The sequence below is a fragment of the Streptomyces sp. GB4-14 genome, from assembly GCF_022696125.1.
Lineage (GTDB): Bacteria > Actinomycetota > Actinomycetes > Streptomycetales > Streptomycetaceae > Streptomyces > Streptomyces werraensis.
Map to the genome: position 1 here is coordinate 4,595,211 of NZ_RZHO01000002.1, position 25,765 is coordinate 4,620,975.

A 25,765-nucleotide genomic window follows, 5' to 3' on the forward strand; every position below is an offset into this window, starting at 1 on the left:
TTCTCCGGTTTCGAAACCATTGCGTAAAGGTCCGCACCAAACCTTCACAGCAAGGCCTAGGAACCGGACGGGACCGGAACCTAACCTTCCCGCGTCATGGACTTTTGCCACCCGTGCCGACGGCACCTCAACGGCGCCCTGGCCTGCCCCGGTTGCGGCACGCCCGTCGAGACGCTGCGCGCCCGGCAGGCGGCGCCGGCGGACCCCGTGGGCGAGACCCCTGGTACGTACGCACCCGCGGGGAGCGGCGGGCACGGCGCGGGCGGGGGGTACGGCGAGAGCGGCGGGTACGCCCTGAGCGACGCGTACCACGAGAGCGACGGCCACCCCCGTGCCGACGACGCCCGCGCCGAGGGCGCCTACGCCGACAACGATGCCTACGCCGACAGCGGTGTCCACGCCGACAGCGGTGTCCACGCCGGCAGGGGCGCCCATACCGACGATACCGACGACGGACCGGACGACGCGCACGAGGACCGGGAGGACGTCGAGTCCGATGCCCCGCTCGGACGGCGCGCCGCCCGGCGCCGGGGCCGGGACCCGGAGGAGGACGAGGACCGGCACGGCGGACAGAGCCGCCGGGACCGCAAGGCGGCCGCCCACCGCCGCCGGCGCAACCGCACCCTGCTGATCGTCGCCGGTTTCGTCCTCGCGGCCGGCGGACTGAGCCTGGCGGAACTGGGCCTGGACGCCCCCGGCTCCGAGCCGCGTCCGGCGGTGGCGGGTGAGGAGTCGGTCGACGGCGGGGCGGACGAGGTCGAGCCCGGCGGGTCGGCGAGCGGAAGCGCCCCGCGCCCGGGGGAGCCTGGGACGTCCCCCAGCCCTGAAGCGTCGGGCTCCGCCTCGGCCTCCGCGTCCTCCCCCGAGGACAAGGAGTCGGAGGAGGCGGACGAGGAGTCGGCGGAGGCGACGGCGTCCTCGGCCCCCGCCGAGACCCCCACGGCCGGTGACCCCACCCCGGAACAGCCCTCGCAGGACCCCCCGGAGACGGACACCCCCGACCCGGACCCCACGACGGACGAACCCGAGCCGGAACCCGAACCGACGAAGACGTGCGAGAGGTTCCTGTGGTGGTGCACGTGAACACCCCCGGGCCACGCCCACTTCACGGACGCGCCGCGCCCCACGCGGCGCCCGGTCTCGTGGCCCGCGTGGGCTGACCTGAGACGACCGCCCTGCGCGGCCATGTTCGCCCAGGACCCGGCGCCGGGCCCTAGGACCTGCCCCGGCCGTCGGCCCCGGGAGCGCGCGGCGCGACAACGCCGCCGGCGGGCGCCAGGCCCGCCCAGGTCCTAGCCGCCCTGGACCTCGCCCTCGATCCCCAGCATCCGCCGCAGCGCGTCCCGCAGCGCGACCCGCTCCGGGTCGGACAGCCCCGCCAGCGGCTCGCGGGCGAACCGCAGGGACTCCTGGAGACCGCGCGCCACCCGCCGCCCCTCGTCCGTCGCCGCAGCCAGCTTCACGCGCCGGTCCGCCGGGTCGGGCCGGCGCTCCACCAGGCCGCGGGCCTCCAGCCGGTCGACGATGCCCGTCACGTTCGACGGCTCGCACTTCAGCCGCTGCGCCAGCCTCCGCATCGGCAGCGGCTCCAGACTGAGCAGGCTCAGCAGCCGCGCCTGCGCGCCGGTCAGCGCGTGCTCCGCGGCGGCCTCCTCGTACTCCTCGTGATAGCGCGCCACGACCGCGCCGATCAGCTCGACGACCTCCAGAGTGAGAGCGTCGGGACGGCTGGGCGCGGAACGGGGTGTGGCCATGCCCACCAGGGTACCCATGTGCTTGACATCCTGAAATATTCAGTCGCATGGTTGTTTCAGGTACTGAAGTATTAGAGGAAAGGTGCTCCGTATGACCGACACGCCCACGCCCCCCGCCACCGCCCGCGAGTGGCACCTGGTGAGCCGTCCGGTCGGCTGGCCCGAGCCGGAGAACTTCGCCCTGGTCGAGGCGGAGGTCCGGACCCCGGGCGAGGGCCAGGTGCTGGTGCGCAACGAGTACCTCTCCGTCGACCCGTACATGCGCGGCCGCATGAGCGCCGCCAAGTCCTACGTCGCGCCCTACGAGCTGGGCAAGGCCATGCAGGGCGGCGCCGTCGGCGAGGTCGTCGCGTCGAACGCCGAGGGGATCTCCGTCGGCGACCACGTCCTGCACTTCCTCGGCTGGCGTGAGTACGCCGTCGTGGACGCGAAGACCGCCGTGAAGGTGGACCCGCAGGCCGCGCCCCTGTCGGCGTACCTGGGCGTGCTCGGCATGACCGGCCTCACCGCCTACGCGGGCCTGCTGCGCACCGCGTCCTTCAAGGAGGGCGACTCCGTCTTCGTGTCCGGCGCGGCCGGCGCCGTCGGCAGCCAGGTCGGCCAGATCGCCAAGCTCAAGGGCGCCTCCCGGGTGATCGGCTCCGCCGGCTCCGACGAGAAGGTCAAGCTCCTCACCGAGGAGTACGGCTTCGACGCCGCGTTCAACTACAGGAACGGCCCCGTGAGCGAGCAGCTGCGCGCCGCCGCCCCCGACGGCGTCGACGTGTACTTCGACAACGTGGGCGGCGACCACCTGGAGGCGGCCATCGGCTCCCTGAACCGGGACGGCCGCATCGCCGTCTGCGGCGCGATCTCCGTCTACAACAACACCGAGCCCGCGCCCGGCCCGAAGAACCTCGCCCGCCTCATCCAGACCCGCGGCCGCATCGAGGGCTTCCTCGTCGGCGACCACTACGACCTGCAGCCGCAGTTCGTGGAGGAGGTCGGCGCCTGGGTCCGCTCCGGCGAGCTGAAGTACCGCGAGACGGTCGTGGAGGGCATCGAGAACAACCTGGACGCCTTCCTCGGCGTCCTGCGCGGCGACAACACCGGCAAGATGATCGTCAAGCTCTGACGACAGGCTCCCCGGAGTCGCTGGACCGCACCCGGCCGCACGATCCGTGCCGCCGGGTGCGGTCCTTTCGCGCGTGGCTACGCGCCCCGCGGACCGCCGCCCTCCGCGCGGTCGCCGGTGTCCCGCTGGTGGCCGCGGCGGGCGTCGCGGTCGAAGATGCCGAGGATCTCGCACGGGCCGCCCTCCGCCCCGATCGCGTGCGGCGTCATGGTGGGGAACTCGGCGGCCTGGTTGGTCTCGACGCGGTACCGCCGGTGCCCGAGCATCAGGACCGCGGTGCCGGAGAGCACGACCAGCCATTCCCGGCCGGGGTGGGCGCGCATCCGGGCGGGACTGTCGGGCGGGGGAGCGGTCAGCCGCTGACGCACCACGCTCATCCCGGGGTCGCCCTTCACGGGCCAGCGCATCAGGCCGTGGGCGCCGTCGACCATCGGGCTGACGACGACGTCGTCGTCGGCGTTCTCCACGAGCTGGTCCAGGGTGGTGTCCAGGGCCCGGGCGAGGACGACGAGCTGGTCCAGGGCGAGCCGGCGCTGCCCGTTCTCGATCCGGCTCAGCGAGGACTGGCTGAGGTTGGCACGGGTCGCCAGTTCCTCCAGGGACCACCCCTGCGCGACCCGCAGCGCCCGGATCCGTTTGCGTACGAGGCCGTCCAAGCCGCCGTCTTCTTGCGTCATGGGCAACATCGTATGCCCTTGGCGCAATGCGGCTTGGCGTCGGGGAAGAGCGGGGCGGTGGTCCGCGCGTCCGCCGCCCCGCGTCGTCCCTCTTCGGCGGCCGGCCCTGCTCCGGCGCCGATCCCGTATGCCCTTTTCCCGGAGGACAACATGAGCAGCGACCAGCCCTTCCGGGCGGCGGACGCGCCACCGAGCGGCACCGGAACGCCGGACGCGCGACGACTGCGCGCGGTCCTGACCGCCGTGTCGATCGCGCTGATGGCCGTCGTCGCGTCGGTGTCCGGCCTGAACGTCGCCCAGACCCATATGGCCGTCGAGTGGGGCGCCTCCCAGACGACCGTCCTGTGGATCGTCAACGTCTACACCCTCGCCCTGGCCGCCCTGCTCCTGCCGCTCGGCGCGGTCGGCGACCGCCTGGGCCGCAAACCGGTGCTGATCGCGGGGCTGGTCCTCTTCGGCGCGGCCGGCGTGGTGGCGGCGTTCGCTCCGTCGGCCGCCGTGATGATCGGCGCCCGGGTGGCCGCGGGCATCGGCGCGGCCATGATCATGCCGATCACGCTGGCCGTGATCACCTCCACGTTCCCCGAGGAGGAACGCGGCAGGGCGATCGGCGTGTGGACCGGGGTGGCCGGAGGCGGCGGCATCCTCGGGATGTTCCTCTCCGCGCTCCTCGTGGACGTCGCGGACTGGCGGTGGCTGTTCGCGCTGCCCGTGGCACTGGCGGCCGTGGCACTGGTGACGACCGTGAAGTCGGTGCCCGACTCCCGCGAACGCCCCGCCTCCTCCTTCGACACGGGAGGCGCGCTGCTGTCCGCCGTCGCCGTCGTCGGCCTGATCTTCGTCCTCCAGGAAGGCCCCGAGCGCGGCTGGACCGCCCCCCGGACGCTCATCGGCCTCGCGGCAGGACTGGTCGCGGCCGTCGCCTTCGTCGCCTGGGAGCTGCGCCGGCGTGACGCCTCGCTGCTGGACGTACGCCTCTTCCGCGAGCGAGGTCTGGCCGGCGGCTCCCTCACCCTGCTCGTCGTGTTCGGGGTCCAGGCCGGTGTCGCCGTCGTGCTGTTCCCGTTCTTCCAGGCCGTGCTGGGCTGGTCGGGCCTGCTGTCCACGGCGGCGATGATGCCCATGGCCGTCACCATGATGGCCACGTCCGGCCTGGCCCCGCGAGCGGCCGCCGCGATCGGCGCGCGGTCCACCATGACGGCGGGCATCGCCCTGTCCGCCCTGGGCCTCACGCTGATGGCCCTGTTCGTCTCCGTCGACGGCGGCTACCTGTCCGTGCTGCCCGGCACGCTCGCCATGGGCGCGGGCATGGGCCTGTCGATGACGCCCTCCACCGAGACGATCACCGCCTCCCTGCCCCGCGACCGGCAGGGCGTCGCCTCGGCCCTCAACGACATCACCCGGGAGTTCGGCACGGCCCTCGGTGTGGCACTGCTCGGCGCGCTCGTGGCCGGCGGCTACCGCGCCGCCGTCGACGACCGGCTCGACGGCATCCCCCGGGAGGCCGCGGACACCGCGCGGGAGGGAGTGGCCAACGCCGTCGAGGTGGCCCCGAGCACCGGCGGACAGGCCCGGGACCTGGTGCTCGCCGCCCAGGAGTCCTTCGTCGAGGGCTGGCAGCGGGCCATGTGGGCGGGCGTCGCCGTCATGACCGTCCTGCTGGTCCTCGTCGCCCTGCGCGGACCGGACGGCTCGCACCGTCCCGCCACGGACGAGGAGGAGGCCGCCGGGGCCACCCTCGCCCGGTGACACCCGGGCCGGGACGGCCGTGACGCCTGCCCGGCCGGTGTCGTTGCGTACGGCGGGGGCCGCACCCCTGGACGTGGGGTGCGGCCCTGTCCCATGCCTGCGTCCACGGTCCCGCTACAGTCCTCCCCATGCGCGATCTAGGGGCCGGATTCCGGTACTTGCTGAAGGGCCAGAAGTGGGTCGGCCGGCACGGCCGGCAGTACGGCTTCGGGCTGCTGCCCGGCCTGATCACCCTGGTGCTGTACGCGGCCACCCTGGTCGCGCTCGCCCTGTGGGGCGCGGACCTCGTCGGCTGGGCGACGCCGTTCGCCGACGACTGGGCCGACCCCTGGGCGGGTCTCTTCCGCGGCTTCCTCACCGCCGTGCTGTTCGCGCTCGCCCTGCTGCTGAGCGTGCTCACCTTCACCGCGATGACCCTGCTCATCGGGCAGCCCTTCTACGAGAGCCTCTCCGAGAAGGTCGACCGGGACGTCTCGCCCGACGGCACCGCGCCCGAGTCGGACCTGCCGCTGTGGCGGGAGCTGTGGATCTCCGCCCGCGACAGCCTGCGCATCGTCGCGCGGGCGGCCGTGTGGGCGGTGCTGCTGTTCGCGCTCGGTTTCGTCCCGGTCGCCGGGCAGACCGTCGTCCCGGTGATCGGCTTCTTCGTCACCGGCTTCTTCCTCACCGAGGAACTGACCGCCGTCGCACTTCAGCGGCGCGGCGTCGAGGTCCGCGAGCGGCTGGCGCTGCTGCGCTCCCGCAAGACCCTCGTCTGGGGCTTCGGCACGCCCCTCGCGCTGGCGTTCCTCGTGCCGTTCGTCGCGGTGTTCCTGATGCCCGGCGCGGTCGCCGGCGCCACCCTCATGGCCCGCGACCTGATGGGCGAGGAGACGGAGGAGGGCGGCGTCGCGGACGAACCGGAGGAGGAGGGGGTCGGCACGTGACCGAGATCCTTGCCGTCGCCCTGATCACCGTCCTCGCGGTGATCGCCCCCGGCGCCGACTTCGCCATGGTGGTTCGCAACAGCTACCTGTACGGCCGCCGCACCGGCCTGCTCGGCGCCGCCGGGGTGGCCGCCGGGGTCCTGGTCCACGTCACGTACACCATGCTCGGCGTGGGCCTGCTGATCGCCTCCTCGGCCTTCCTGTTCACGGTGGTCAAACTGACCGGCGCGGCCTACCTGGTGTACATCGGCGTACGCACCTTCCGCACCCGCGCCGAGGTCACCGTCGACCTGGAGCACCGCACCGGTCTGACCCCGCTCGCCGCGCTGCGCACCGGGTTCCTGACCAACGTCCTCAACCCCAAGACGACGCTCTTCGTCGTCTCGACGTTCGCGCAGGTCGTCGGCCCCGGGACACCGCCGCTCCAGCAGGCGGGCTACGGCCTGTTCATGTCGCTGGCCCATCTGCTGTGGTTCGCCGCCGTCGCGCTGTTCTTCTCCCACGACCGGATGCGCGGCCTGATGCTGCGCGGCCAGCGCGTCCTCAACAAGGTGATCGGGACCGCGCTGGCCGGCCTCGGTGTCAGCCTCGCGCTCGCTCCGACGCACTGACCGCGACGGACACGATCGCGCGCACCTGGGCGACGATGTCCAGCCGGTTCCGCACGAACCGCGGGTCGGTGACCTCCGTGGTGTTGCCCGCCCCGAACTCCAGCACCGGCGTGTGCACATGCCCGCCCGGCAGGGTGTCGTGCAGCCCCAGCCGGTCACGCAGCAGCGTCGCCCGGTAGGCGATCTCGTTGGACAGGTAGTCGCCGCCGCCCCCGGCACGGGCCGTCGAGCCCGGCGTCGGCCCCTCCGGCCGCACGACGGGTTCCGTGCCTCCCGCCGGGATCTCCGTCACGCTCGTGTTGTCGTACACCGGGAACCGCCCGGTCTGCGCCGCCGTGATCGCCGCGTACGGCAGCGTCGTCGACGTCCACTGCGGCTGCGAGGCCGGGTCGGACACCGGGACGGTCTCGGGCCGCCCGGTGTTCTCGTTGTCCCCGAAGCCGCCCCGCCAGGCGCCGTTGGTGCGCTCGACGTCGACACGGCCCACCCGGCCCTGGCTCACCGTCGTGAACAGGTCGACCCCGGGCAGGTGCGGCCGCAGTGCCCGCTCCACCGTGCCGTCGGTGAAGTCCCGCCAGCGCACCGGGAACACGGCCGTCTCGACACGCGCCGGCCCGCTCGCCGTCTCGATCACCGTGCCGTCCAGGGCCAGCGCGACGGCCCCCGACGGGTTGGAGATACGGATGTCCCGGTCCAGCGTGAACGGGTCGAAGCCGGTCACCAGCACCCGCTTCAGGCCCTCGCCGTGCGGGTAGCGGATCGCGGTCTGCCCGCGCGAGGTCCGCTCCAGCGTGTCGATCAGCCGCGCCCGCCGCTCCGCGTCCAGCCCGAACCGGGGCTCCCAGCCGCGCAGTTCACGCGTCATGCCGAGCCGCGCCCAGTACAGCGGCCGGTCGTCGTCCCGGCTCAGGTCGCCGCCCGCAGGGCCGCGGCCCTGCACCCGGTCCACGGCCCTGCGCCACAGCGCGGAACCCTCCCGTTCCACGACCCGCCGCGCCTGGGCGTAGGAGCGGGCCCGGTCCAGGGCGCGGGCGAAGTCGGGCGCGACCGTGTCGAAGCCGGAGCGCCGGAGTATCTCCTGCGGTGCGGCCTTGTCGAGGCGCAGTTCCTCGACGGTCGGCGGCGCGGCGGAACCGGGGGCCGCCGGTCCGGCGGCGGTGGCGGTGGCGGGGGAGGACAGGGCGGCCAGCAGGGCCAGACCGAGCACACCGATGCGCACACGGGGTGAGATCACAGGAGGTGGGCCTTCCGTCGTCGTGGGGTACGGGTGGATGCCGGAAGCCCGCAGTATCGCGTGACCGAGGTGGATCACACCACGGTGCGAAGGGCGCCGCCCGGCCGACGCAGGCACACCCCGTGGCCGAATGTGAAGGGTTCGTACGGGATTCCTCCCGTGGCCCCGATCCCCGGCCGCCGGAGCGGGTCAGCGGTTAACGTCGGGGTCCTGCGGGGTATCCCATGTACAGCCCCGGCCCGGGACCCTGACCCCGGACCGGGGCTCATGTGTGTCCGGGACCCGCCGGGTCCTGACCCCGTGCGGGGCCCGCCCGCTACCGCACCGAGAAGCCGTACACCGTCGTCGAGCGGAACACCTCGCCCGGCCGCAGCACCGTGCTCGGGAACTCCGGACGGTTCGGCGAGTCCGGGAAGTGCTGTGTCTCCAGCGCGATGCCCGCGCCCGGCTCGAACGGCTCCCCGATGTGGTCCGCGGTGTACACCTGGATGCCCGGTTCCGTGGTGGCCACCGTCAGCACCCGGCCCGACGCGGGGTCGTACAGCTCGGCCACCTCCTCGGGGGCCGCCGTCACCCCCTTGTCCAGCACGAAGTTGTCGTCGTAGCCGCCGCCCGCCTTGCGCGCCTCACGGAAGTCGTAGCGGGTGCCGGAGACGTCCGCGGGCCCGCCGGCCGGGATCAGGTCGGGACCTGACGGCGTGTACCGGGACGCGGCCACCCGCAGCTCGTGCCCGCGCGCGGTGCCGGAACCGGCCAGGTTCCAGTACGTGTGGTTGGTCAGGTTCACATGCGTCGGGGCGTCCGTCACCGCCTCGTACGCGATGTGCAGCGCGCCCCGCTCGTCCAGCGTGTAGGTCACCTTGACCTCCAGCCGGCCCGGGAAGCCCTCCTCGCCGTCCTCGGCGACCAGCGACAGCCGCAGCCCGTGCGCGACCTCGGTGACGTCCCAGACGCGCTTGTCGAAGCCCCGCTCACCGCCGTGCAGCGAGTTCGGCCCGTCGTTCGGCGCGAGGACGTGCTCGGTGCCGTCCAGGGTGAAGCGCGCGCCGCCGATCCGGTTGGCGTACCGGCCGATCAGGGCGCCCAGGAAGGGCTCCGGGTGCGTGAGATAGCCGTCCAGGCCGTCGAACCCCAGCACCACGTTCCCGGTCCGCCCGTCCCGGTCCGGCACCTCGACGTCCTGCACGATCCCGCCGTACGACAGGATCCGTACCCGTACGCCCGCCCGCTCCAGGGTCCAGCGGTGCACCGGCGTGCCGTCGGAAAGTGTGCCGATGAGTTCGTTCATGTGCGAAACAATAGGTCACGGGCCCGGCGCCGTGACCGTCCGGTAGGCGATCTCCGCGAGCTTCGCCTGTCCGTCGACGCTCGGGTGGAACCAGTCCCAGCGGCTGAGCTGCCCGGTGCCGAACCGGTACGCGTACACCTCGCCGCCGTCGGTGCGGCAGCGGCGGTCCTTCGCGCACACCTCCCGCAGCACCTCGTTGTAGTCCTCCACCCGCTGCTGCACCGTCGCCCGCCGCTCGGTCGCCGCCGTGTCCGTCGCGTCCGCGTCGCCCAGCATCGACGGGCAGATGCCCAGCTTCCAGATCTGCTTGCCCAGCGCGCTGGTCCGCCCCTGCGACCACAGCCGCTTGAGGTCCGGCACGCTCGCCACGTACACCTGTGTCTTCGGCAGCGCCTCGCGCAGGGTGCGCATCGCCGCCTCGAAGTCCGCGCGGAACTCCTCCACGGGCGTCATCGCGGCCACGCTCTCCCGGCAGGCGTCGTTCGCCCCCACCATCACCGCCACCAGCTCCGGCTGCCGCTTCACCGCGCGCGCCATCTGGCGCGGCAGGTCCTCCATCCGCGCGCCGGTCGCCGCGTAGTTCCAGCTTCGCCCTGCCGCCCCGGCCCGCCCCAGCAGCCGTACGGCCAGGCTGTCGATCTCCTCGCTGTCACCCGTCGCCCACGACACCTGCGGACAGTCCGTCAGCACCGCGCAGGCGTCGAACCCGCGGGTGATGGAGTCGCCCACCGCGGCCACCGAGTCCGGGCGGGTGTCCCACAGCGGCGTCGGCCGGGGAGAAGACGTCCTCGAAGCGGCCGCACCGGGCTTCTCACCGCCGCCCGCGTCGCAGCCCGCCACGCCGAACGCGACGGCCGCCACCGCGGCGAGCACGGCCCGCGCACGGTGTCCCCGCCTCCGCGTCCCCTGCGTCATCCGCCGCCTCCCCGAGCGTCCCACCACGTCCGTGCCGTCCCCCAACCCATAACAACGCGCGGGAGTTCCCGCTTCTTCGAGGCACCCGTCCGGAATGAACCCCGGCCCCCGCACAGACGTCCTGCCGGGTGAAAGGCACGACTTTCCCGCCACCGGGACGGACGGTACGTCACACTCCTTGCCCCGTCGCACGGTAGCCTCGCCCTCAACGCGGCCCGCCGGGCCGTGACCGTTCCGCCCGATCGAAGACGACCCGCTCAGCCCGGAGGTTCCGGTGACGACTCGTGGAGTTCTGTACGTGCACTCCGCGCCGCGCGCGCTGTGCCCGCACGTCGAGTGGGCCGTCGCCGGGGTGCTCGGCACGCGCGTCAGCCTGGACTGGATCCGCCAGCCGGCCGCCCCCGGCACCTGGCGCTCGGAGTTCTCCTGGCAGGGTCAGGCCGGCACCGCCTCCAAGCTCGCCTCCGCGCTGCGCGGCTGGCAGATGCTGCGCTTCGAGGTCACCTCCGAGCCGTGCCCCACCGCCGAGGGCGAGCGCTACAGCTGCACCCCCGACCTCGGCATCTTCCACGCCGTCACCGGCATCCACGGCGACATCCTCATCCCGGAGGACCGCCTGCGCGCCGCCCTGGTCCGCTCCCGCACGGAGGACACCGACCTGGAGTCGGAGATCGCCAAACTCCTCGGCAAGCCCTGGGACGACGAACTCGAGCCGTTCCGCTACGCGGGAGAAGGCGCCCCGGTCCGCTGGCTCCACCAAGTGGTCTGAGCGCCCCGTAAGGGGCGCGGGGAACTGCGCGACGAGCCCCGCAGGCCCGCAGGCAGGGAACGACAGAAGGGGCCCACCCGAGAGGTGAACCCCTTCCCACAGCGCCCGTGGGCGATCAGACCGTCCGGAACGCCAGCACCACGTTGTGCCCCCCGAACCCGAACGAGTCGTTCAGCGCGGCGATCCGCCCGTCCACGGGCAGCTTCCGCGCCTCACCACGAACGACGTCCGCGTTCGCCTCGGCCTCGGGGTCCAGGTTCTCCACGTTGATCGTCGGCGGAGCCACCCGGTGGTACAGCGCCAGCACGGTGGCGACCGACTCGACACCGCCGGCGCCGCCCAGCAGATGACCGGTCATCGACTTCGTCGCGGACACCGCCATGTGGTCCGCGTCGTCCCCGAACACCTTCCGCAGCGCCTTCAGCTCGGCGATGTCACCGGCCGGCGTCGACGTCGCGTGCGCGTTGACGTGGACGATCTCCGCCGGGTCCAGGTCCGTGCGGTCCAGCAGGTTCTGCAGGGCGTGCGAGATGCCCCGCCCCTCCGGCTCCGGCTGCACGATGTCGTGCGCGTCGGCCGAGATGCCCTGGCCGACCGCCTCCGCGTAGACGCGGGCGCCGCGCGCGGCGGCGTGCTCGGCGGACTCCAGGACGACGACGCCCGCGCCCTCGCCGAGGACGAACCCGTCCCGGGCGACGTCGTAGGGGCGCGAGGCGCCCTGCGGGTCGTCGTTGTTCTTGGACATCGCCATCATGTTGCCGAACGCGGCGATCGGCAGCGGGTGGATCGCCGCTTCCGTGCCGCCCGCGACGACCACGTCGGCGCGCCCGGTGCGGATCATCTCGATGGCGTAGCCGATGGCCTCTGCACCCGAGGCGCACGCGGACACCGGGGTGTGCACGCCCGCGCGGGCGCCCACGGCCAGACCGACGTTCGCGGACGGGCCGTTCGGCATCAGCATGGGGACGGTGTGCGGGGAGACGCGGCGGACGCCCTTCTCCTTCAGCACGTCGTACTGGTCCAGCAGGGTCGTCACGCCGCCGATACCGGAGGCGATCACGGCGCCCAGCCGGTCGGGGTCGACGTTCGGGTCCTCACCGGCCTTGGCCTCGAACCCGGCGTCCGCCCAGGCCTCCTTGGCCGCGACCAGCGCGAACTGCGCCGAGCGGTCCAGGCGGCGGGCCTGCGGCCGGGGGATGACCTCGGTGGGCTCCACGGCCACCGGGGCCGCGATGCGGACCGCCTGCTCGGCGGCCCACTCCTGCTCCAGGGGCTTCACGCCGGAACGCCCGGCGACGAGGCCTTCCCAGGTAGAGGCCGCGTCGCCACCCAGCGGTGTGGTTGCGCCGATACCGGTGACGACCACGGTGCGATTGGTCGAGCTCATCGGAATTCTTTCTCCAACGATTGACGAGGATGCGTACGGCGCCACCGCCGGGTGGCGGGGCCGGGGAGCTCCCGGCCCTGGCGGGGCTCACGCCCCGCGCGTGCTCAGGCCTGGTGCTTGAGGATGTAGTCGGTCGCGTCGCCGACGGTCTTGAGGTTCTTGACGTCGTCGTCCGGGATCTTGACGTCGAAGCGCTCTTCGGCGGCGACGACGACCTCGACCATGGACAGCGAGTCGACGTCCAGGTCGTCGGTGAAGGACTTGTCCAGCTGGACGTCCTCAACCGGGATGCCGGCGATCTCGTTCACGATCTCCGCGAGACCGGCGACGATCTCTTCCTGAGTGGCGGCCATGATGGCGCTCCTTCGTTGTGATTCCAGAGGGTGTGGCGGTTTTCCTCCTGTACCGGATGCATGATCCGGCACGGAGTGCCTAGGGGAGGGTAACGACAGTCGCGGCGTACACGAGACCCGCCCCGAAGCCGATGACGAGCGCGGTGTCGCCGCTCTTCGCCTCGCCGGTCGCCAGGAGCCGCTCCATCGCGAGCGGGATCGAGGCGGCCGAGGTGTTGCCGGTGGTGCGGATGTCACGGGCGACCGTGACGTGCTCCGGCAGTTTGAGGGTCTTCACCATCGAGTCGATGATCCGCACGTTGGCCTGGTGCGGGATGAAGACGTCCAGGTCGTCCGCGCTGATCCCGGCCGCGTCCAGCGCCTGCTGGGCGACCTTCGCCATCTCGAACACGGCCCAGCGGAACACCGCCTGGCCTTCCTGGGTGATCGCGGGGAGCTTGATGCCGCCCTTGCTGTCCCGGGGCAGCTCCGCGAGGTCGCCGCCGAAGCGGTCCCACGCGTAGGTCTGCTTGATCGTCTGGGCCTTGTCGCCCTCGGAGCCCCACACGGTCGGGCCGATGGCCGGCTCCTGCGAGGGGCCGACGATCACGGCGCCCGCGCCGTCGCCGAACAGGAAGGCCGTCGCGCGGTCCTCCAGGTCGGTCAGGTCGCTCAGCCGCTCCACGCCGATGACCAGGACGTACTCGGCGGACCCCTCGACGATCATGCCCTTGGCGAGGGTCAGGCCGTAGCCGAAGCCCGCGCAGCCGGCGGAGATGTCGAAGGCGGCGGCCTTGTCCGTGCCGAGCCTGTCGGCGATCTCGGTCGCGATGGCCGGGGTCTGCGCGAAGTGCGACACGGTCGACACGACGACGGCGCCGATCTGCGCGGCGTCGATCCCGGCGTCCGCGATCGCCTTGCCGGACGCCTCGATCGACATCGCGGCGACGGTCTCCTCGGGGGAGGCCCAGTGCCGGGTCTCGATGCCGGAGCGCGAGCGGATCCACTCGTCGGACGAGTCGATCGTCTCGAGGATCACCTCGTTCGGCACGACCCGGGTGGGGCGATAGCCGCCCACGCCGAGGATGCGCGCGTACGGGGCGCCCTTGCTGGGCTTGATCTTCGCCATGCGGGTCGGCTCCTTAAGGGCGTCAGGCGGTGTGCTCGGCGACGAGCTCGCGGGCCGCGTCGAGGTCGGCGGGGGTCTTCAGGGCCAGCGTCTTGACCCCGGGCAGGGCACGCTTGGCCAGACCGGTCAGGGTGCCACCGGGGCACAGCTCCAGAAGGGCCGTCACGCCGAGCTCCTTGAAGGTCTCCATGCACAGGTCCCAGCGGACCGGGTTGGCGACCTGGCCCACCAGGCGCTCCAGCACCTCGGCGCCGGACGCGACCGCCTTGCCGTCCTTGTTGGACACGTAGGCGACCTTCGGGTCGGCGGGCGCGAGGGCCTTGGCGGCCTCCGCCAGCGTGTCGACCGCGGGGCGCATGTGATGGGTGTGGAAGGCGCCGGCGACCTTGAGCGGGACGACCCGGCGGACGCCCTCGGGCTTGTCGGCGTCCAGCGCGGCGATCTGCTCCATGGTGCCGGCGGCGACGATCTGGCCGCCGCCGTTGATGTTCGCCGGGGTGAGACCCAGCTTCTCCAGGTGCGGCACGGTCACCTCGGGATCGCCGCCGAGCAGCGCCGCCATGCCGGTCTCGGTGATCGCGGCGGCGTCGGCCATGGCCAGACCCCGCTTGCGGACCAGGGAGAGGGCGGCGGCGTCGTCGAGGACGCCGGAGAGGGCGGCGGCGGTGATCTCGCCGACGCTGTGACCGGCGACCGCGCCGGGGGCGATGTCACCCAGTGCCGAGGCGGACAGCAGCCCGGCCGCGACCAGCAGCGGCTGCGCGACGGCCGTGTCGCGGATCTCGTCCGCGTCGGCCTTCGTGCCGTAGTGGGCGAGGTCGAGTCCGATGGCGTCCGACCACGCGGCGACGCGGTCGGCGGCGCCGGGGAGTTCCAGCCATTCGGTCAGGAAGCCGGGCGTCTGGGAGCCCTGGCCGGGAGCGACGAGTACGAGCACTCTCACACTCTCTCTTGCGTACGGGCGGGGCCGCCCGTGGGGACAAGGACGAAGAACGGGAGGGGGTTTTGTCGACCCCCGACAAAACACTAGGTCTGGAGATCACCATCGGCCAGACGCCCCAGGATCAGCGCGATCCGCAGGGTGAACGCCGAGCGTACATCGGAGGGTGACCAGCCGGTGACGTCTGTCACACGTCGGAGCCGGTAACGAACGGTGTTGGGGTGAACGAACAGCATCCGCGCCGCGCCTTCGAGACTGCTCGCCTGTTCGAGATAGACGCTGAGCGTCTCGAGGAGCGCCGCGCCGGCCTCCTCGAGCGGTCTGTAGATCTCCTCCACCAACTGCTCGCGCGCCGAGGGGTCGCCGGCGATCGCGCGCTCCGGCAGCAGATCGTCCGCCAGCACCGGACGCGGGGCGTCCTGCCAGGCGGAACACGCCTTGAGGCCCGCGGCGGCGGCCTGCGCGGACCGGGTCGCGGCCAGCAGGTCGGGGACCACGGGCCCGGCCACGACGGGTCCGGCCGCGTACGGGCCGATCAGCGACTTCGCGACGGCCAGCGGGTTGTCGCTGCCGCCCGCGATGACGACGAGCCGGTTGCCGAGGACGCCGGTGAGCACCTGGAGCTTGGCGTGCCGGGCGGCCCGCCGGATCGCCTCCACGGTCAGCTCGGAGTCGCCGTCCGGGGCGGTACCGAGCACCACGCACACATGCTCGGGGGAGTTCCAGCCGAGCGCGGCGGCCCGCGACACGGCGCCCTCGTCGGCCTCGCCGCTGAGCACGGCGTTGACCACCAGCGACTCCAGGCGGGCGTCCCAGGCACCGCGTGCCTCGGCGGCCTGGGCGTACACCTGGGCGGTGGCGAAGGCGATCTCCCGCGCGTACACGAGGAGCGCCTCGCGCAGCACGCTCTCGTCGCCGGGGGCCGCGACCTCGTCGATGGCGGACTCCATCACCTCGATCGTGGTCCGCACCATCTCCACGGTCTGCCGCAATGTGATGGCCCGGGTCAGCTCGCGCGGCGCGGTGCCGAAGACGTCGGTGGAGATGGCCTGCGGGGCGTCGGGGCGCCGGAACCACTCGGTGAAGGCGGCGATGCCCGCCTGCGCGACCAGGCCGATCCAGGAACGGTTCTCCGGCGGCATGGCCCGGTACCAGGGCAGCGTCTCGTCCATCCGCGCGATGGCCTGGGCGGCGAGCGAGCCGGACGACCGCTCCAGCCGCTTCAGCGTCGCGGTGTGCGGATGGGCGGGGCGTGCAGCGGGACCGGGGGTACTGGTTTCGGGTTCGGGCACGGGACAAGACTGCCTCATCCGGGCGGCGGGCCGTGCCCCAGGGTCGCACCCGTCTCCGGGCCCGTGCCCCGTGTCCGGACTCCGGTGCCCCCGTCGTGCGCCGTCCCTGCCCACCCCGGGAGGGCCTACCGTGGAGGGCGTGATGGACGTCAGGCGAGCGAGCGAACGCTACAGGGGCGGGGACCCGGCGGCGGGCATCGAGTCGTGGCACGCCCTCTCCTTCGGCCCCCACTACGACCCGGACAACCTGCGCTTCGGCGCGGTGATCGCCTGCAACGAGGAGCACCTGGGTCCGGGCGCCGGCTTCGACGAGCACCCGCACAGCCACACCGAGATCGTCACGTGGGTGATCTCCGGCGAGCTGACCCACCGTGACTCGGCGGGCCACGAGACGGTGATCCGCCCCGGCGACGTCCAGCGGCTCAGTGCGGCGTCGGGCGTCCGCCACGTGGAGCGCAACGCGGCCCGCACCCCTTTGACCTTCCTCCAGATGTGGCTGGCCCCCCTCGAGCCGGGCGGCGAACCGCGCTACGAGGTCGTCCGCGGCATAGCGGACTCCACCCCCTACGCCGTCCCGGAGGCCGGCGCGATGCTCCACGTCCGCCGCCTGTCGCCCGGCGAGCGTACGGCGGTCCCCGCGGCGCCCTACCTCTACCTCCACGTGACCCGGGGCACGATCCGCCTCGACGGCGAACTCCTCGAACCGGGCGACGCGGCCCGCCTCACGGACGAGAAGGACGCGGAGGCGGTGGCGGAGGGGGAGGCGGAGGTGCTGATGTGGGAGATGTCGGGCTTCTGATCCCCGCACCGTGGTACGTTCCTGCCGCCGTGCAGCGCTGCGACCCGAGGAGGTGAGACCGATCAACGCTTCGACAGGTCGGGCCTCCCTCCCTCGCATGGCCTAGGGAGCGCCCGCAGAGGCTCTGCGAAAGGCCGCATCACCATGCGCTTCCTCTCCGGGACGTCGTCCGACGGCGTCCGCGAACAGCTCTTCACCCTGGACGGGATCCCCGGTGTCCTGTGGACGCCCGACGGCGGCGGAGCCGCGACCCGTCCCCTTGTCCTCCTGGGACACGGCGGCGGCCGGCACAAGAAGGACCCCGAGGTCTCGGCGCTCGCCCACCGCCTCGTGACCGCGTGCGGCTACGCCGCCGTGTGCGTCGACGTCCCCGCCCACGGCGACCGGCCCCAGGTCGAGGAGTACGCCCGCCTCGCCGTCGAGAACCAGGCGCGCGTGGAGGCGGGCGAGGAACTGGCGCCGCTGATCGCCGAGTTCCAGGCGCGGGTGGCCCGGCGGACCGTGCCGGAGTGGCGGGCGGTTCTGGACGCGGTGCGGGAACTCGGCCACGTGGGCCCCGGCCCGGTGGGCTACTGGGGCGTCTCGCTCGGCTGCGGACTCGGTGTCCCGTTCGTCGCCGCCGAACCCCGGGTGCGAGCGGCGGTGCTGGGCCTGGGCGGCGCGCATGCCTCGGCGGACGCCGCCGCCCGGATCACCGTCCCGGTGCAGTTCCTGGTCCAGTGGGACGACGAACGGGTGCCCAGGGAACAGAGCTTGGCCCTGTTCGACGCCTTGGCCTCGAAGGAGAAGACGCTCCACGCCGCCCCCGGTGGACACGGCGAGCTCCCGGCCTTCGAGCTGGACAGCGCCGTGAGCTTCTTCAGCCGGCACCTGGGACCCGGCTAGCTCAGCACCGCCCCGGCACGGTGGACCCGTGCCGGGGCGGAGAGGGTTCGGCGGGGTTCAGGACCGCCTCAGAAGGTCAGGCCCCAGCTGCTGATGTAGCCCGTGTCGCCGGCGTAGCCGTCGGTGACGCGGAGCTTCCACGTGCCGTTGGCCGTCTCGGAGGAGGCGTTCACGGTGTAGGTGGTGTTGATGTTGTCCGTGGAGCCGCCGGTGCCGGAGGGCTTCAGGGTGTAGACCGACCCGTCGGGGGCGACCAGGGAGACCGTCAGGTCACCTATGTAGGTGTGGACGATGTTCACCGGGACCTGGAGGGCCGACGGGGCGTTGCCCGAGACGCCGGTGACGGTGAGGGGGGACTCGACCGTCGTACGGTCGCTGATCGTGTACCGCGTCGAGCTGGTGAACGTCTTGCCGGCGGGCGGGGTGGTGCCGCCGTTGCCGCCGACGTACAGCAGACGGTTCGGGGAACCGGTGCCCGGGTTGCCGACGGCGCCGGAGACGGAGCTGTTGACCAGCGCGGAGGCGACCTGCGACGGGGTGGCCGACGGGTTGTCCGCGAGGTACAGCGCCGCGGCGCCCGCGACGTGCGGGGTGGCCATCGAGGTGCCGGAGATGGTGTTGGTGGCGCTGTCGCCGGTGTACCAGGCGGAGGTGATGGAGGAGCCGGGGGCGAAGATGTCCAGGTTCGAGCCGTAGTTCGAGTAGCTGGCGCGGGCGTCCGTGCTGGTGGTCGCGCCGACGGTGATCGCCTCGGCCACCCGGGCAGGCGAACCGGTCGCGGTCGTCGACTCGTTGCCCGCGGCGACGGCGAAGGTGACGCCGGCCGCGATGGCGTTGCGGACCGCGTTGTCGAGCGTGGTGCTGGCGCCGCCGCCGAGCGACATGTTGGCGACGGCCGGGAGGACCGCGTTGGCGGCGACCCAGTCGACGCCCTCGATCACGCCGGCGGTGGTGCCGGAGCCGTTGTTGTCGAGGACGCGGACGCCGACGACGGAGGCCTTCTTGGCGACGCCGTACGCGGTGCCCGCGACGGTGCCGGCGACGTGGGTGCCGTGGCCGTTGCCGTCCTGGGCGACGTTGTCGCCGTCCACGGCGTCGTAGCCGTTGCGGGCGCGGCCGCCGAAGTCGCTGTGGGAGATGCGCACACCGGTGTCGATGATGTACGCGGTGACGCCCTGGCCGGCGGTGTCGTCGTAGGTGTACGACCCGCTCAGCGGCAGCGCGGTCTGGTCGATGCGGTCCAGGCCCCAGGACGGCGGATTGGTCTGCGTCGCCTGGATGGTGAAGGTGCGGTTCTGCTCGACCAGCGCGACCGACGGGTCGGCGGCCAGCTCGGCGGCCTCCGCCTCGGTGGCCTCCACGGTGTAGCCGTTGACGGCCTCGCGGAAGGTGTGCTCGACGTCGGCGCCGTACTTCTTGGCGAGGCCCTTGCCCTTGGCGGACGTGGCCTTGGTGCCCGACTTCAGGGTGACGATGTAGCTGCCCTCGACCGCGTTCGGCGCGTCCGCGTAGGCGATCGTCCCCTTGGGGGATTCGGCGGAGTGCGCGGCGGGAGCGGTGAACAGACCGCCCGTGAGAGCCGCCGCGGCGACCGCGCCGACGCCGACGATCGATCTGCGCTTGGCGTTTCGCATCACTGCCATCTGAGGGTTCCTCCTCGACAGGTGGGGAGTGTGGGGGTCGCGCCTCTTGGGGGGAGGCGCCGCACGGCGGAACGTCCGTACCGGGTCGCCGGGACACACGCATGTCAGGAACATGCCAAACACGGGCGCTGTGGCCGTGATCCGCATGTCCTGTCGCCAGGCGAAAGATTGATCTGTCTACGCGGATTGCACAAGAGGTTCGGGCCCTCGTTAACGTCCGTGCCACAAAGGGGCGGTGACACAAGGTCATCAACTGGCACAGATACGCGGCGTAAACATGATCACGGTCACAGTCACCGTCCGGGACGCGGCCCCGTACCGTCCCGCATGGCGAGACAGCAGAGGGCGGGACCGCCGGCCGCGGCCCCGCCCCGGGCACCGCTACTCCTCGTCCCGCAGCCTCTCCGCCAGCTCCGTCAGCGGCTCCGCCGCCTCACCGTGGCCGAGGGCCGTCAGCCGCTCCACCGCCGCCCCGATGCGGCCGAGCGCCACCGGGCGCCGCTCCAGGTACACGCCCTCCACGACGGCGGCCAGCCGCGCGCACTCCGCCCACTCGGCGGCCCGCTCCGCGTCCTCGCCCGGCTCCCCGAGCAGACCGAGGGCCTTCTCCAGCGCGGCCAGCGCCTCGTCGTAGGCGCCCCCGTACGCGCCGACCCGCCCGTGCTCGTAGGCCAGGGCGGAGTCCAGGGAGCGGCCGTCCGCCTCGAACCCGGCGGCGCGGGCCTCGTCGGCGACCCGGCCGGCGTCGTCCAGGAAGGCGCGGGCGCCCGTCAGGCCCTCGGGGCCCTGCTGGTAGGCCTGGAGACGGGCCAGCTCCCGCAGGGCGTTGCTGACCATCTCGTACCGTGGGTCGCGCGCGTGGGCCGCGAGCGCCTGGTCCACGGCCTCCCGCGCCCGGCCGAACTCCCCGGCCTCACCGAGGAGCACGGCCGTCTCCGCGGCGATCATGGCGTGGCTGCCCGGGTCGTCCTCCCAGCCGGCCGACTCCGCCGCGAGGGCCACGAACTCCGCGGTGGCGGCCTTCAGGTCGTCCCCGGCGCGCAGCGCGCGGGCGCGGGTCAGCCGCAGCTGGGCGACGAGCCGGTCGTCCAGCTCGCCGGCCACGACGTCCGGCTCGACGAGCAGCGAGTCGAGCAGGGCGATGCAGTCCTCCACCCGGCCCAGGTCGAGGCTGAGCTGCGCGGCGTTGCTGTAGGTGCAGAACGCCTCGATCCGGTTGCCCGCGCGCAGGTCCAGTTCCGCCGAGCGCGTCAGATGGCGCAGCGCCTCGTCGGGCCTGCCCAGGTGCATGCACGCCTGCGCCAGCTCGCCGTGCAGCGTCGGGGCGTCCACTGTGTCGGCGGGCCACTCGGCGGCCAGCCGCAGCCCTTCGCTCAGGCTCGCGTGGGCGGCCTGCGCGTCCCCGAGGCCGAGCTGGATCTTGCCGCGCAGGGAGAGCGCGCGGGGCAGGTGCCAGGCGGGGCCGTCCGCCCGCAGCGACTCCACCAGCGCGTCCGCCTCGGCGAGCGCCGTGGGCAGGTCGCCCGACATGGCGTGCGTGGTGGCCCGCAGCAGCCGCGCGCCGGCGATCTGCCCGGTCAGGGCGTGCCGGGTGGCGAAGTCGTGCAACAGCTCCGCCTCGGTGAAGACGGGCGCGACCTGCTCACGGTCCCCGGACGCCTGGAGCCGCAGACCGAGCGCGCTCACCCGCAGCCGCAGCAGCCGCGCCTCCAGATAGGGGGCCAGCCCGGCCGCCTCCTCGTGCAGCCGCACCAGCGCCGGGTGCGCCTCGGTCAGGGCGGCGACATGAGCGTCGGCGTCATGTCCGGAGTCCTCCGGCGGCGTCTGCGCGGCCGCCAGCACCGCGCACGCGCGGGCGAGCACCGCGTGTCCCGGCGTCCCCGCGTCCTCGTACAGTCCCGCCGCCTCCTCGTACAGGGCCGCCGCGTCCGCGTACGCGTCCCGGCGCTCCGCCAGCACCGCCTCTTCCTCCAGCAGGTCGGCACGCAGCCGCACCAGCGGGCCCACCTCCGGGTCGTCCGGGTGGACGTAGCCGGGGGCGGAGACGACCTCGCCCAGCCGCGCCCAGCAGGCGTGCGCGTCCGGATGGCCCTGCTCGTCCAGCTCCCGCGCCCGCCTGATCAGGTCGGCCGGCGACTCGGGGAGCGGCTCGGCCGGCGCCGGCGCCGGAGCCGCGGGGGCCGGGGCCACGTCCTCCAGGGTCCGCGGACGCAGCGTCAGCTCCAGCGACTCCAGCAGCGGAGCCTGCGCCAGACGCGCCCCGCGGCGGCCGGAGTGCGCCGTCGTGCCGTTGCGGGCGTCGAAGCGGCCCGCCAGATCGTCGGCACGCCGCGCCACCTCGGCGCGCAGCGTCGCCACCGTCCAGCTCCGGCCCGCGAACCCGGCGGCGGGCAGCTCCCCGTGGCCCAGCGCCTCGACGCGGGCGAGCAGGACCTCCACGCCGGTGAGCAGGTCGAGCAGGGCCAGCGGCGAGTCCACCTCGTCGAACAGGGTGCGGTTCTCCGCCAGCAGCTCAAGGCCGCGCGCCTCGTTGCCGGTCAGCGCGCAGAACTCCAGGTGGCGGCCGACCTCCCCGGCCATCGACGGGTTGCGGCGGCAGCCGCGGTAGCCCGCCAGGTGCAGATGGCGCGCCTCGTCCGTGCGGCCGGTCCGCAGCAGCGGCAGCAGCGCGTAGGAGACGGAGCGGGCCGGCTCCTCCTGGCAGGACTCCTTGCCGGCCAGCACCGGCTCCCAGGCGCCGAGCGCCCGCGCGTCGTCGCCCGCCGCCAGGTGGTACAGGGCGCGCTCGCAGGTCTCGCACGCCTCGCAGTCGCTGAGCATGCCGCGGGTCCGGCCCGCCCACAGTTCGTAGGCCAGGGCGGTGTCCTCACCGATGTGGGCGGCGAGCTGGTACGCCTGCCCGTAGTACGGCTGGAGGTCGAGTCCCGCCTTCTCGTAGCGGTCGCGCATCTCCGTCTGCCACTGGCGCAGGCTCGCCAGCGGTATCTCGGGCAGGCTGCGCAGGGCGTTCGCGACCCACTTGAACCGCCAGAACAGCTGGTGGCGCAGCCGGGCGTCGAACACGTCCGGCTGCTCGTCGAAGAGGTTCAGCAGCCGGGCGAACACGACCGGCGACTTCCGCGGCTCGGAACCGTACGTGTACGCCTCCTGGAGTTCCAGCAGGGCGTGGATCAGCGGCACCGGCTCGCCGAACAGCTCGGCCGCCTCCGCGAGTTCCTCGGCGGTGACGGTACGGGTACGGCCGTAGGGGAGGCGGTCGTTCTCCCGCAGCGCCTCGTACAGCTCGTCGGTGGTCTGGGGCGGGGTCTGCATCGTCAGCTGTCCTTGCGCAGGGCGTGGGCGAGAAGGTCGAGGAAGGAGCGGTTGATGAGGCTGGACTCGGCGGGCCTGAGCGGACGCCGGGACAGCAGCGCGGCCTGCCCGTACAGCGCCTCGGCGCTGGTGCGCGCCAGCTCCGGCTCGTCGATCGCGACGGCCGTGCGCACCAGCGGGTTGAGCTGGTTGAGGATCAGCTGCGCGCGCGGCGCCTCCTGCCGCAGGGCGCCCAGGATGTCGCCCCACAGGCCGCCCTCCTGCTCGCGGGCGAGCCTGGAACGGGTGCGCTCGTGACGGGCCTCCCGGCTGTCCACGAGCAGGGCGGGCGCGGACGCCGGCTGGAAGGCGCGCAGCGCCACGTCGCAGTCGAACACCGCGAGGGCGTCACGGGCCAGCGCCAGATACGCCGAGGCGGCCAGCTCGGTCTCCCGGTCGACCGGGTCGAGGTGCGCGGTCAGGGTCGCCGGGTCGAGGTCGGCGACGCTCACCTCGGGCCGGATCTCGGGCAGCCGGTGCACCAGCTCGCGGTCGTAGGTGTAGCCGCCGTTGACCACGCCGAGCCCGGCGGCCGACGCGATCGCCGCGACCTGCCGGAACTCCTCCACGCTGGACGTCACCAGCACGGTGCGGTGGGTGCGGGAGAACTCGTCGAGCGTGCAGTGCCCGTCGGTGGTCTCGAACGGCAGCCACGGCAGCAGCATCCGCAGGATCTCGTCGTCGTGCACGGCGAGCGACTTCACCGACAGGTGGTGCGCCTGGAGGAAGCGGTGCAGCAGCTCGGGGTCGCTGGCGGCGACGCGGGCGATCCACGCGCGCAGCTGGTCGGCCAGCGCGTCGCGCACCGCGGCGAGGGTGTCGTCCTCGTACAGGGACTCACGGGACGCCGTCGGGCGCAGGCTCTCCGCGTCGACGACGCAGCGCACGAAGAACGCCCAGTCGGGCAGGATCTCCTCCGCCTGCTCGGACAGCAGCATGCCCTTGACGTGCACCCGGTGGCCGTGACGGCGTCCGGCCGGCACCGCCTCCGGGAGCACGCACGCGATGCCCTTCAGGCCCACGGCCGGCAGGTTCAGCTCGATGGTGTCCAGCGGCGCGAAGCCGAACACCTCCTCCCCGTAGGCGGCCAGCGCACGGGAGCGGGCGCCCGGCGTCGGATACGTCCGCGCCCAGGGAGCCTCCTCCGGGTTGACCGGCACGACGGGGCCGCCGGAGCCGTCGTCGAAGGTCACGGGATGCCGCAGCAGCGAACCGAAGTGCCGGGCCAGGCGCTGCACCTGGGCGGGCGCCGTCCACTCGGCCGCGTCGGCGCGCGGGATCAGCGTGACGGTGGTGCCGGGGGCGGGCCGGGCGGAGACGGGCACGGTGCGCACGGTGTAGCTGCCGTCGCCGCGCCCCCGCCACTCCACGGCGGGCGCGCCGGGCGTGCGCGCGGACCGGCTGACCACGTGGATCTCGTCCGCGACCAGGAAGCAGGACAGCAGGCCGATGCCGAACTGGCCGATGAAGTCGCCGCGTTGTTCGGCGATGCCGTCGGTGCGCTTGCTGCTGCGGCCGATCGTGGCGAGGAAGGTGTGCACATCGGCCTCGGTGAGGCCGACGCCGTCGTCCTCGACGCGGACGACGGAGCGGTCGGCGTACAGACGGATGCCGAACGATCCCGCGGGCGCCGACGGTTCGAGGGTGTGCCGGGCGGTGAGCGCGTCCACCGCGTTCTGCATCAGTTCCCGCAGGTAGACGCGGGGGCTGGAGTAGAGGTGGTGGGAGAGCAGGTCGACGAGACCGCGCAGGTCCACCTGGAAGGTGCGGTCCGGGGTGTTGTCGGGCAGGGTCATGGGCGGTCCGGGGTGTGAAGGCGTGCGACGGGCGGCGGAAGAGGACGAGCCGGGGCTCAGAAGGCCTTGCGGAAGCGCGCGTACGCCTTCTGCGGCTCGGACATGTACGTCCACGGCCACTCGGTGTACGTGCCCTCGAGCTCGCGGAAGACGTTGGAGGCGGTGCTGCTTCCGGCCAGGGACAGGGCCATGGCGAAGATGTTGTAGTCGCCCTGCCAGCCCAGGCGGCGCTCGTAGGCGTGGTGCAGGATGCTGCGCTCCGCCGCCTCCCTCAGCTCGGCGCGGATCCGCGGCTGCTGGAGGCAGGCGCCGTCGTCGGACTCCACCCACTCCTCGACGTACGCCATGGCGACGGCGCAGCCGAGCCGGTGGCCATCGGGCGCCGCGGCGAACGCCGCACGGGCGAACTCCAGCGCTTCCCCGGGCTCACCGCCCCAGCGGGGCTGGAGCTGGGACAGCCATTCGAGGTGGACCTCCAGGTCGAGCGGGTCGCGGCGCAGGGCGGCGTCGCGCCGGGTCTCGGCGACCGGGGAGCCGAGCGACATCCCGCGCGCGGAGGTGAGCAGCTGGCGCCACGGCGTGATCCACTCCGGACGCAGCTCGGCGGCCTCGAACAGCTGCCGCTCGGCGATGCGGAGGCGCTCGTGGAACACGCGCCACTGCTCCTCGGAGACGTCCACGGCGCGGGCGGCGGTGCGGGCCTCCCAGCCCCACTTGATGTGCCGCGCCCCGGAGATCAGCAGGGCCAGGGCGCGGTGCTCCTTGTCCTCCTCGACGGCGCGGCCGATCCAGTCCTGCAGCCCGTCGATGTCCGTGAGCTGACCGAGGACTTGGTGGTCACGGCCCGGGTCGAACGGGGCCAGCGCCTCCTTGACGCCCTCCCAGTCACCCGCGTCGGCCGCCTCCACCAGCGCCAGCACCCGCCGGTCGCCGAGGGCGCGCAGCGGATGGACGCCGTTCTTCCGCCGGGGGACCGGAAGGGCGTGCGGATCCGCCCCCGGTCCGTCCCCGCCCCTGCCGAACAGCTTGCCGAACATGCCGCGCCCTCCCCTGGTCCCGCGTGATCGTCCGGCGCATCATAGGGCGCGCCACCGACACCGCTTCCACAGGGTTTTCACGCCGGCCCCACGCCAACCTCGCAGGTAGGAGTGGTGATTGCGGCAAATCCGGGCGA

Annotated in this window: 22 protein-coding genes; 8 read left to right on the plus strand and 14 right to left on the minus strand. The window is 73.2% G+C overall.

What is annotated here, in order from left to right; translation table 11 throughout:
• The first annotated feature begins 96 nt into the window (after window positions 1-96).
• Window positions 97-1,083, plus strand: coding sequence for an SCO2400 family protein (locus tag ELQ39_RS22250; RefSeq protein ID WP_242593601.1), 987 nt, complete (start codon window positions 97-99; stop codon window positions 1,081-1,083).
• 209 nt (window positions 1,084-1,292) lie between these two features.
• Here the strand turns inward: ELQ39_RS22250 and ELQ39_RS22255 are convergent, their stop codons facing one another.
• Entirely contained in the window at window positions 1,293-1,754 is a 462-nt protein-coding gene (locus tag ELQ39_RS22255) for a MarR family transcriptional regulator (RefSeq protein WP_190000465.1), read from the minus strand.
• 91 nt (window positions 1,755-1,845) lie between these two features.
• Between ELQ39_RS22255 and ELQ39_RS22260 the strand changes: the two genes are divergently transcribed.
• Window positions 1,846-2,868, plus strand: coding sequence for an NADP-dependent oxidoreductase (locus ELQ39_RS22260; RefSeq protein WP_242593602.1), 1,023 nt, complete (start codon window positions 1,846-1,848; stop codon window positions 2,866-2,868).
• 77 nt (window positions 2,869-2,945) lie between these two features.
• Here the strand turns inward: ELQ39_RS22260 and ELQ39_RS22265 are convergent, their stop codons facing one another.
• Window positions 2,946-3,545, minus strand: a complete 600-nt coding sequence (locus tag ELQ39_RS22265) for a helix-turn-helix domain-containing protein (RefSeq protein WP_190000463.1) — start codon at window positions 3,543-3,545, stop codon at window positions 2,946-2,948.
• Between the two features lie 150 nt (window positions 3,546-3,695).
• On the opposite strand from ELQ39_RS22265, the gene ELQ39_RS22270 reads away from it, so the two are divergent.
• The 3 genes from ELQ39_RS22270 to ELQ39_RS22280 all read left to right on the plus strand — a co-directional run bounded on the left by ELQ39_RS22270 (window position 3,696) and on the right by ELQ39_RS22280 (window position 6,831).
• The gene (locus ELQ39_RS22270; protein WP_242593603.1) at window positions 3,696-5,294 is read left to right on the plus strand and encodes an MFS transporter; all 1,599 of its coding nucleotides are present in this window, start codon (window positions 3,696-3,698) and stop codon (window positions 5,292-5,294) included.
• A gap of 128 nt (window positions 5,295-5,422) precedes the next feature.
• Window positions 5,423-6,220, plus strand: a complete 798-nt coding sequence (locus tag ELQ39_RS22275; protein ID WP_242593604.1) for an EI24 domain-containing protein — start codon at window positions 5,423-5,425, stop codon at window positions 6,218-6,220.
• Window positions 6,217-6,831 (plus strand): LysE family translocator, encoded by a 615-nt coding sequence (locus tag ELQ39_RS22280; protein WP_190000460.1) that lies wholly within the window; start codon window positions 6,217-6,219, stop codon window positions 6,829-6,831. The genes ELQ39_RS22275 and ELQ39_RS22280 overlap by 4 nt, the downstream gene beginning before the upstream one ends.
• Here ELQ39_RS22280 and ELQ39_RS22285 read toward each other — a convergent pair.
• From ELQ39_RS22285 to ELQ39_RS22295, 3 genes are all read right to left on the minus strand, one after another.
• The gene (locus tag ELQ39_RS22285) at window positions 6,803-8,065 is read right to left on the minus strand and encodes a pyroglutamyl-peptidase I family protein (protein WP_190000459.1); all 1,263 of its coding nucleotides are present in this window, start codon (window positions 8,063-8,065) and stop codon (window positions 6,803-6,805) included. The genes ELQ39_RS22280 and ELQ39_RS22285 overlap by 29 nt on opposite strands.
• A 316-nt stretch (window positions 8,066-8,381) precedes the next feature.
• A complete protein-coding gene (locus ELQ39_RS22290; protein ID WP_242593605.1) occupies window positions 8,382-9,353 on the minus strand; it encodes an aldose epimerase family protein in 972 nt (323 codons plus the stop codon).
• A gap of 15 nt (window positions 9,354-9,368) precedes the next feature.
• Window positions 9,369-10,268, minus strand: coding sequence for an SGNH/GDSL hydrolase family protein (locus tag ELQ39_RS22295; RefSeq protein ID WP_242593606.1), 900 nt, complete (start codon window positions 10,266-10,268; stop codon window positions 9,369-9,371).
• A 274-nt stretch (window positions 10,269-10,542) separates the two neighbouring features.
• On the opposite strand from ELQ39_RS22295, the gene ELQ39_RS22300 reads away from it, so the two are divergent.
• The gene (locus ELQ39_RS22300; protein WP_006134787.1) at window positions 10,543-11,037 is read left to right on the plus strand and encodes a DUF3145 domain-containing protein; all 495 of its coding nucleotides are present in this window, start codon (window positions 10,543-10,545) and stop codon (window positions 11,035-11,037) included.
• Between the two features lie 115 nt (window positions 11,038-11,152).
• On the opposite strand, the gene fabF is transcribed toward ELQ39_RS22300, so the two are convergent.
• From fabF to fasR, 5 genes are all read right to left on the minus strand, one after another.
• Window positions 11,153-12,424 carry a beta-ketoacyl-ACP synthase II gene (gene fabF, locus ELQ39_RS22305; protein ID WP_190000456.1) on the minus strand — a complete coding sequence of 424 codons (1,272 nt, stop codon included), beginning with the start codon at window positions 12,422-12,424 and terminating at the stop codon, window positions 11,153-11,155.
• A 104-nt stretch (window positions 12,425-12,528) separates the two neighbouring features.
• Window positions 12,529-12,777: an acyl carrier protein gene (locus ELQ39_RS22310; protein WP_004931691.1), complete on the minus strand. Its 249-nt coding sequence runs from the start codon at window positions 12,775-12,777 to the stop codon at window positions 12,529-12,531.
• A gap of 79 nt (window positions 12,778-12,856) precedes the next feature.
• Window positions 12,857-13,885, minus strand: coding sequence for a ketoacyl-ACP synthase III (locus ELQ39_RS22315; RefSeq protein WP_225627592.1), 1,029 nt, complete (start codon window positions 13,883-13,885; stop codon window positions 12,857-12,859).
• Between the two features lie 22 nt (window positions 13,886-13,907).
• The gene (locus ELQ39_RS22320) at window positions 13,908-14,822 is read right to left on the minus strand and encodes an ACP S-malonyltransferase (protein WP_242593607.1); all 915 of its coding nucleotides are present in this window, start codon (window positions 14,820-14,822) and stop codon (window positions 13,908-13,910) included.
• Between the two features lie 89 nt (window positions 14,823-14,911).
• Complete coding sequence (gene fasR, locus ELQ39_RS22325) at window positions 14,912-16,117, minus strand: fatty acid biosynthesis transcriptional regulator FasR (protein ID WP_190000453.1); 1,206 nt, start codon at window positions 16,115-16,117, stop codon at window positions 14,912-14,914.
• 142 nt (window positions 16,118-16,259) lie between these two features.
• Between fasR and ELQ39_RS22330 the strand changes: the two genes are divergently transcribed.
• Together ELQ39_RS22330 and ELQ39_RS22335 are read left to right on the plus strand one after the other, a co-directional pair.
• Window positions 16,260-16,916, plus strand: a complete 657-nt coding sequence (locus ELQ39_RS22330) for a pirin family protein (protein WP_190000452.1) — start codon at window positions 16,260-16,262, stop codon at window positions 16,914-16,916.
• 144 nt (window positions 16,917-17,060) lie between these two features.
• Window positions 17,061-17,801 carry an alpha/beta hydrolase family protein gene (locus ELQ39_RS22335; RefSeq protein ID WP_242593608.1) on the plus strand — a complete coding sequence of 247 codons (741 nt, stop codon included), beginning with the start codon at window positions 17,061-17,063 and terminating at the stop codon, window positions 17,799-17,801.
• Between the two features lie 68 nt (window positions 17,802-17,869).
• On the opposite strand, the gene ELQ39_RS22340 is transcribed toward ELQ39_RS22335, so the two are convergent.
• The 4 genes from ELQ39_RS22340 to ELQ39_RS22355 all read right to left on the minus strand — a co-directional run bounded on the left by ELQ39_RS22340 (window position 17,870) and on the right by ELQ39_RS22355 (window position 25,628).
• On the minus strand, window positions 17,870-19,444 hold the full coding sequence (locus tag ELQ39_RS22340; RefSeq protein WP_242593609.1) for a S8 family peptidase: 1,575 nt from the start codon (window positions 19,442-19,444) through the stop codon (window positions 17,870-17,872).
• Window positions 19,445-19,825: 381 nt separating this feature from the next.
• Window positions 19,826-22,756, minus strand: a complete 2,931-nt coding sequence (locus ELQ39_RS22345; RefSeq protein ID WP_242593610.1) for a hypothetical protein — start codon at window positions 22,754-22,756, stop codon at window positions 19,826-19,828.
• 2 nt (window positions 22,757-22,758) lie between these two features.
• Window positions 22,759-24,591, minus strand: a complete 1,833-nt coding sequence (locus ELQ39_RS22350) for an HSP90 family protein (protein WP_242593611.1) — start codon at window positions 24,589-24,591, stop codon at window positions 22,759-22,761.
• A 56-nt stretch (window positions 24,592-24,647) separates the two neighbouring features.
• Window positions 24,648-25,628, minus strand: coding sequence for a hypothetical protein (locus ELQ39_RS22355; RefSeq protein ID WP_242593612.1), 981 nt, complete (start codon window positions 25,626-25,628; stop codon window positions 24,648-24,650).
• Window positions 25,629-25,765 lie beyond the last annotated feature (137 nt).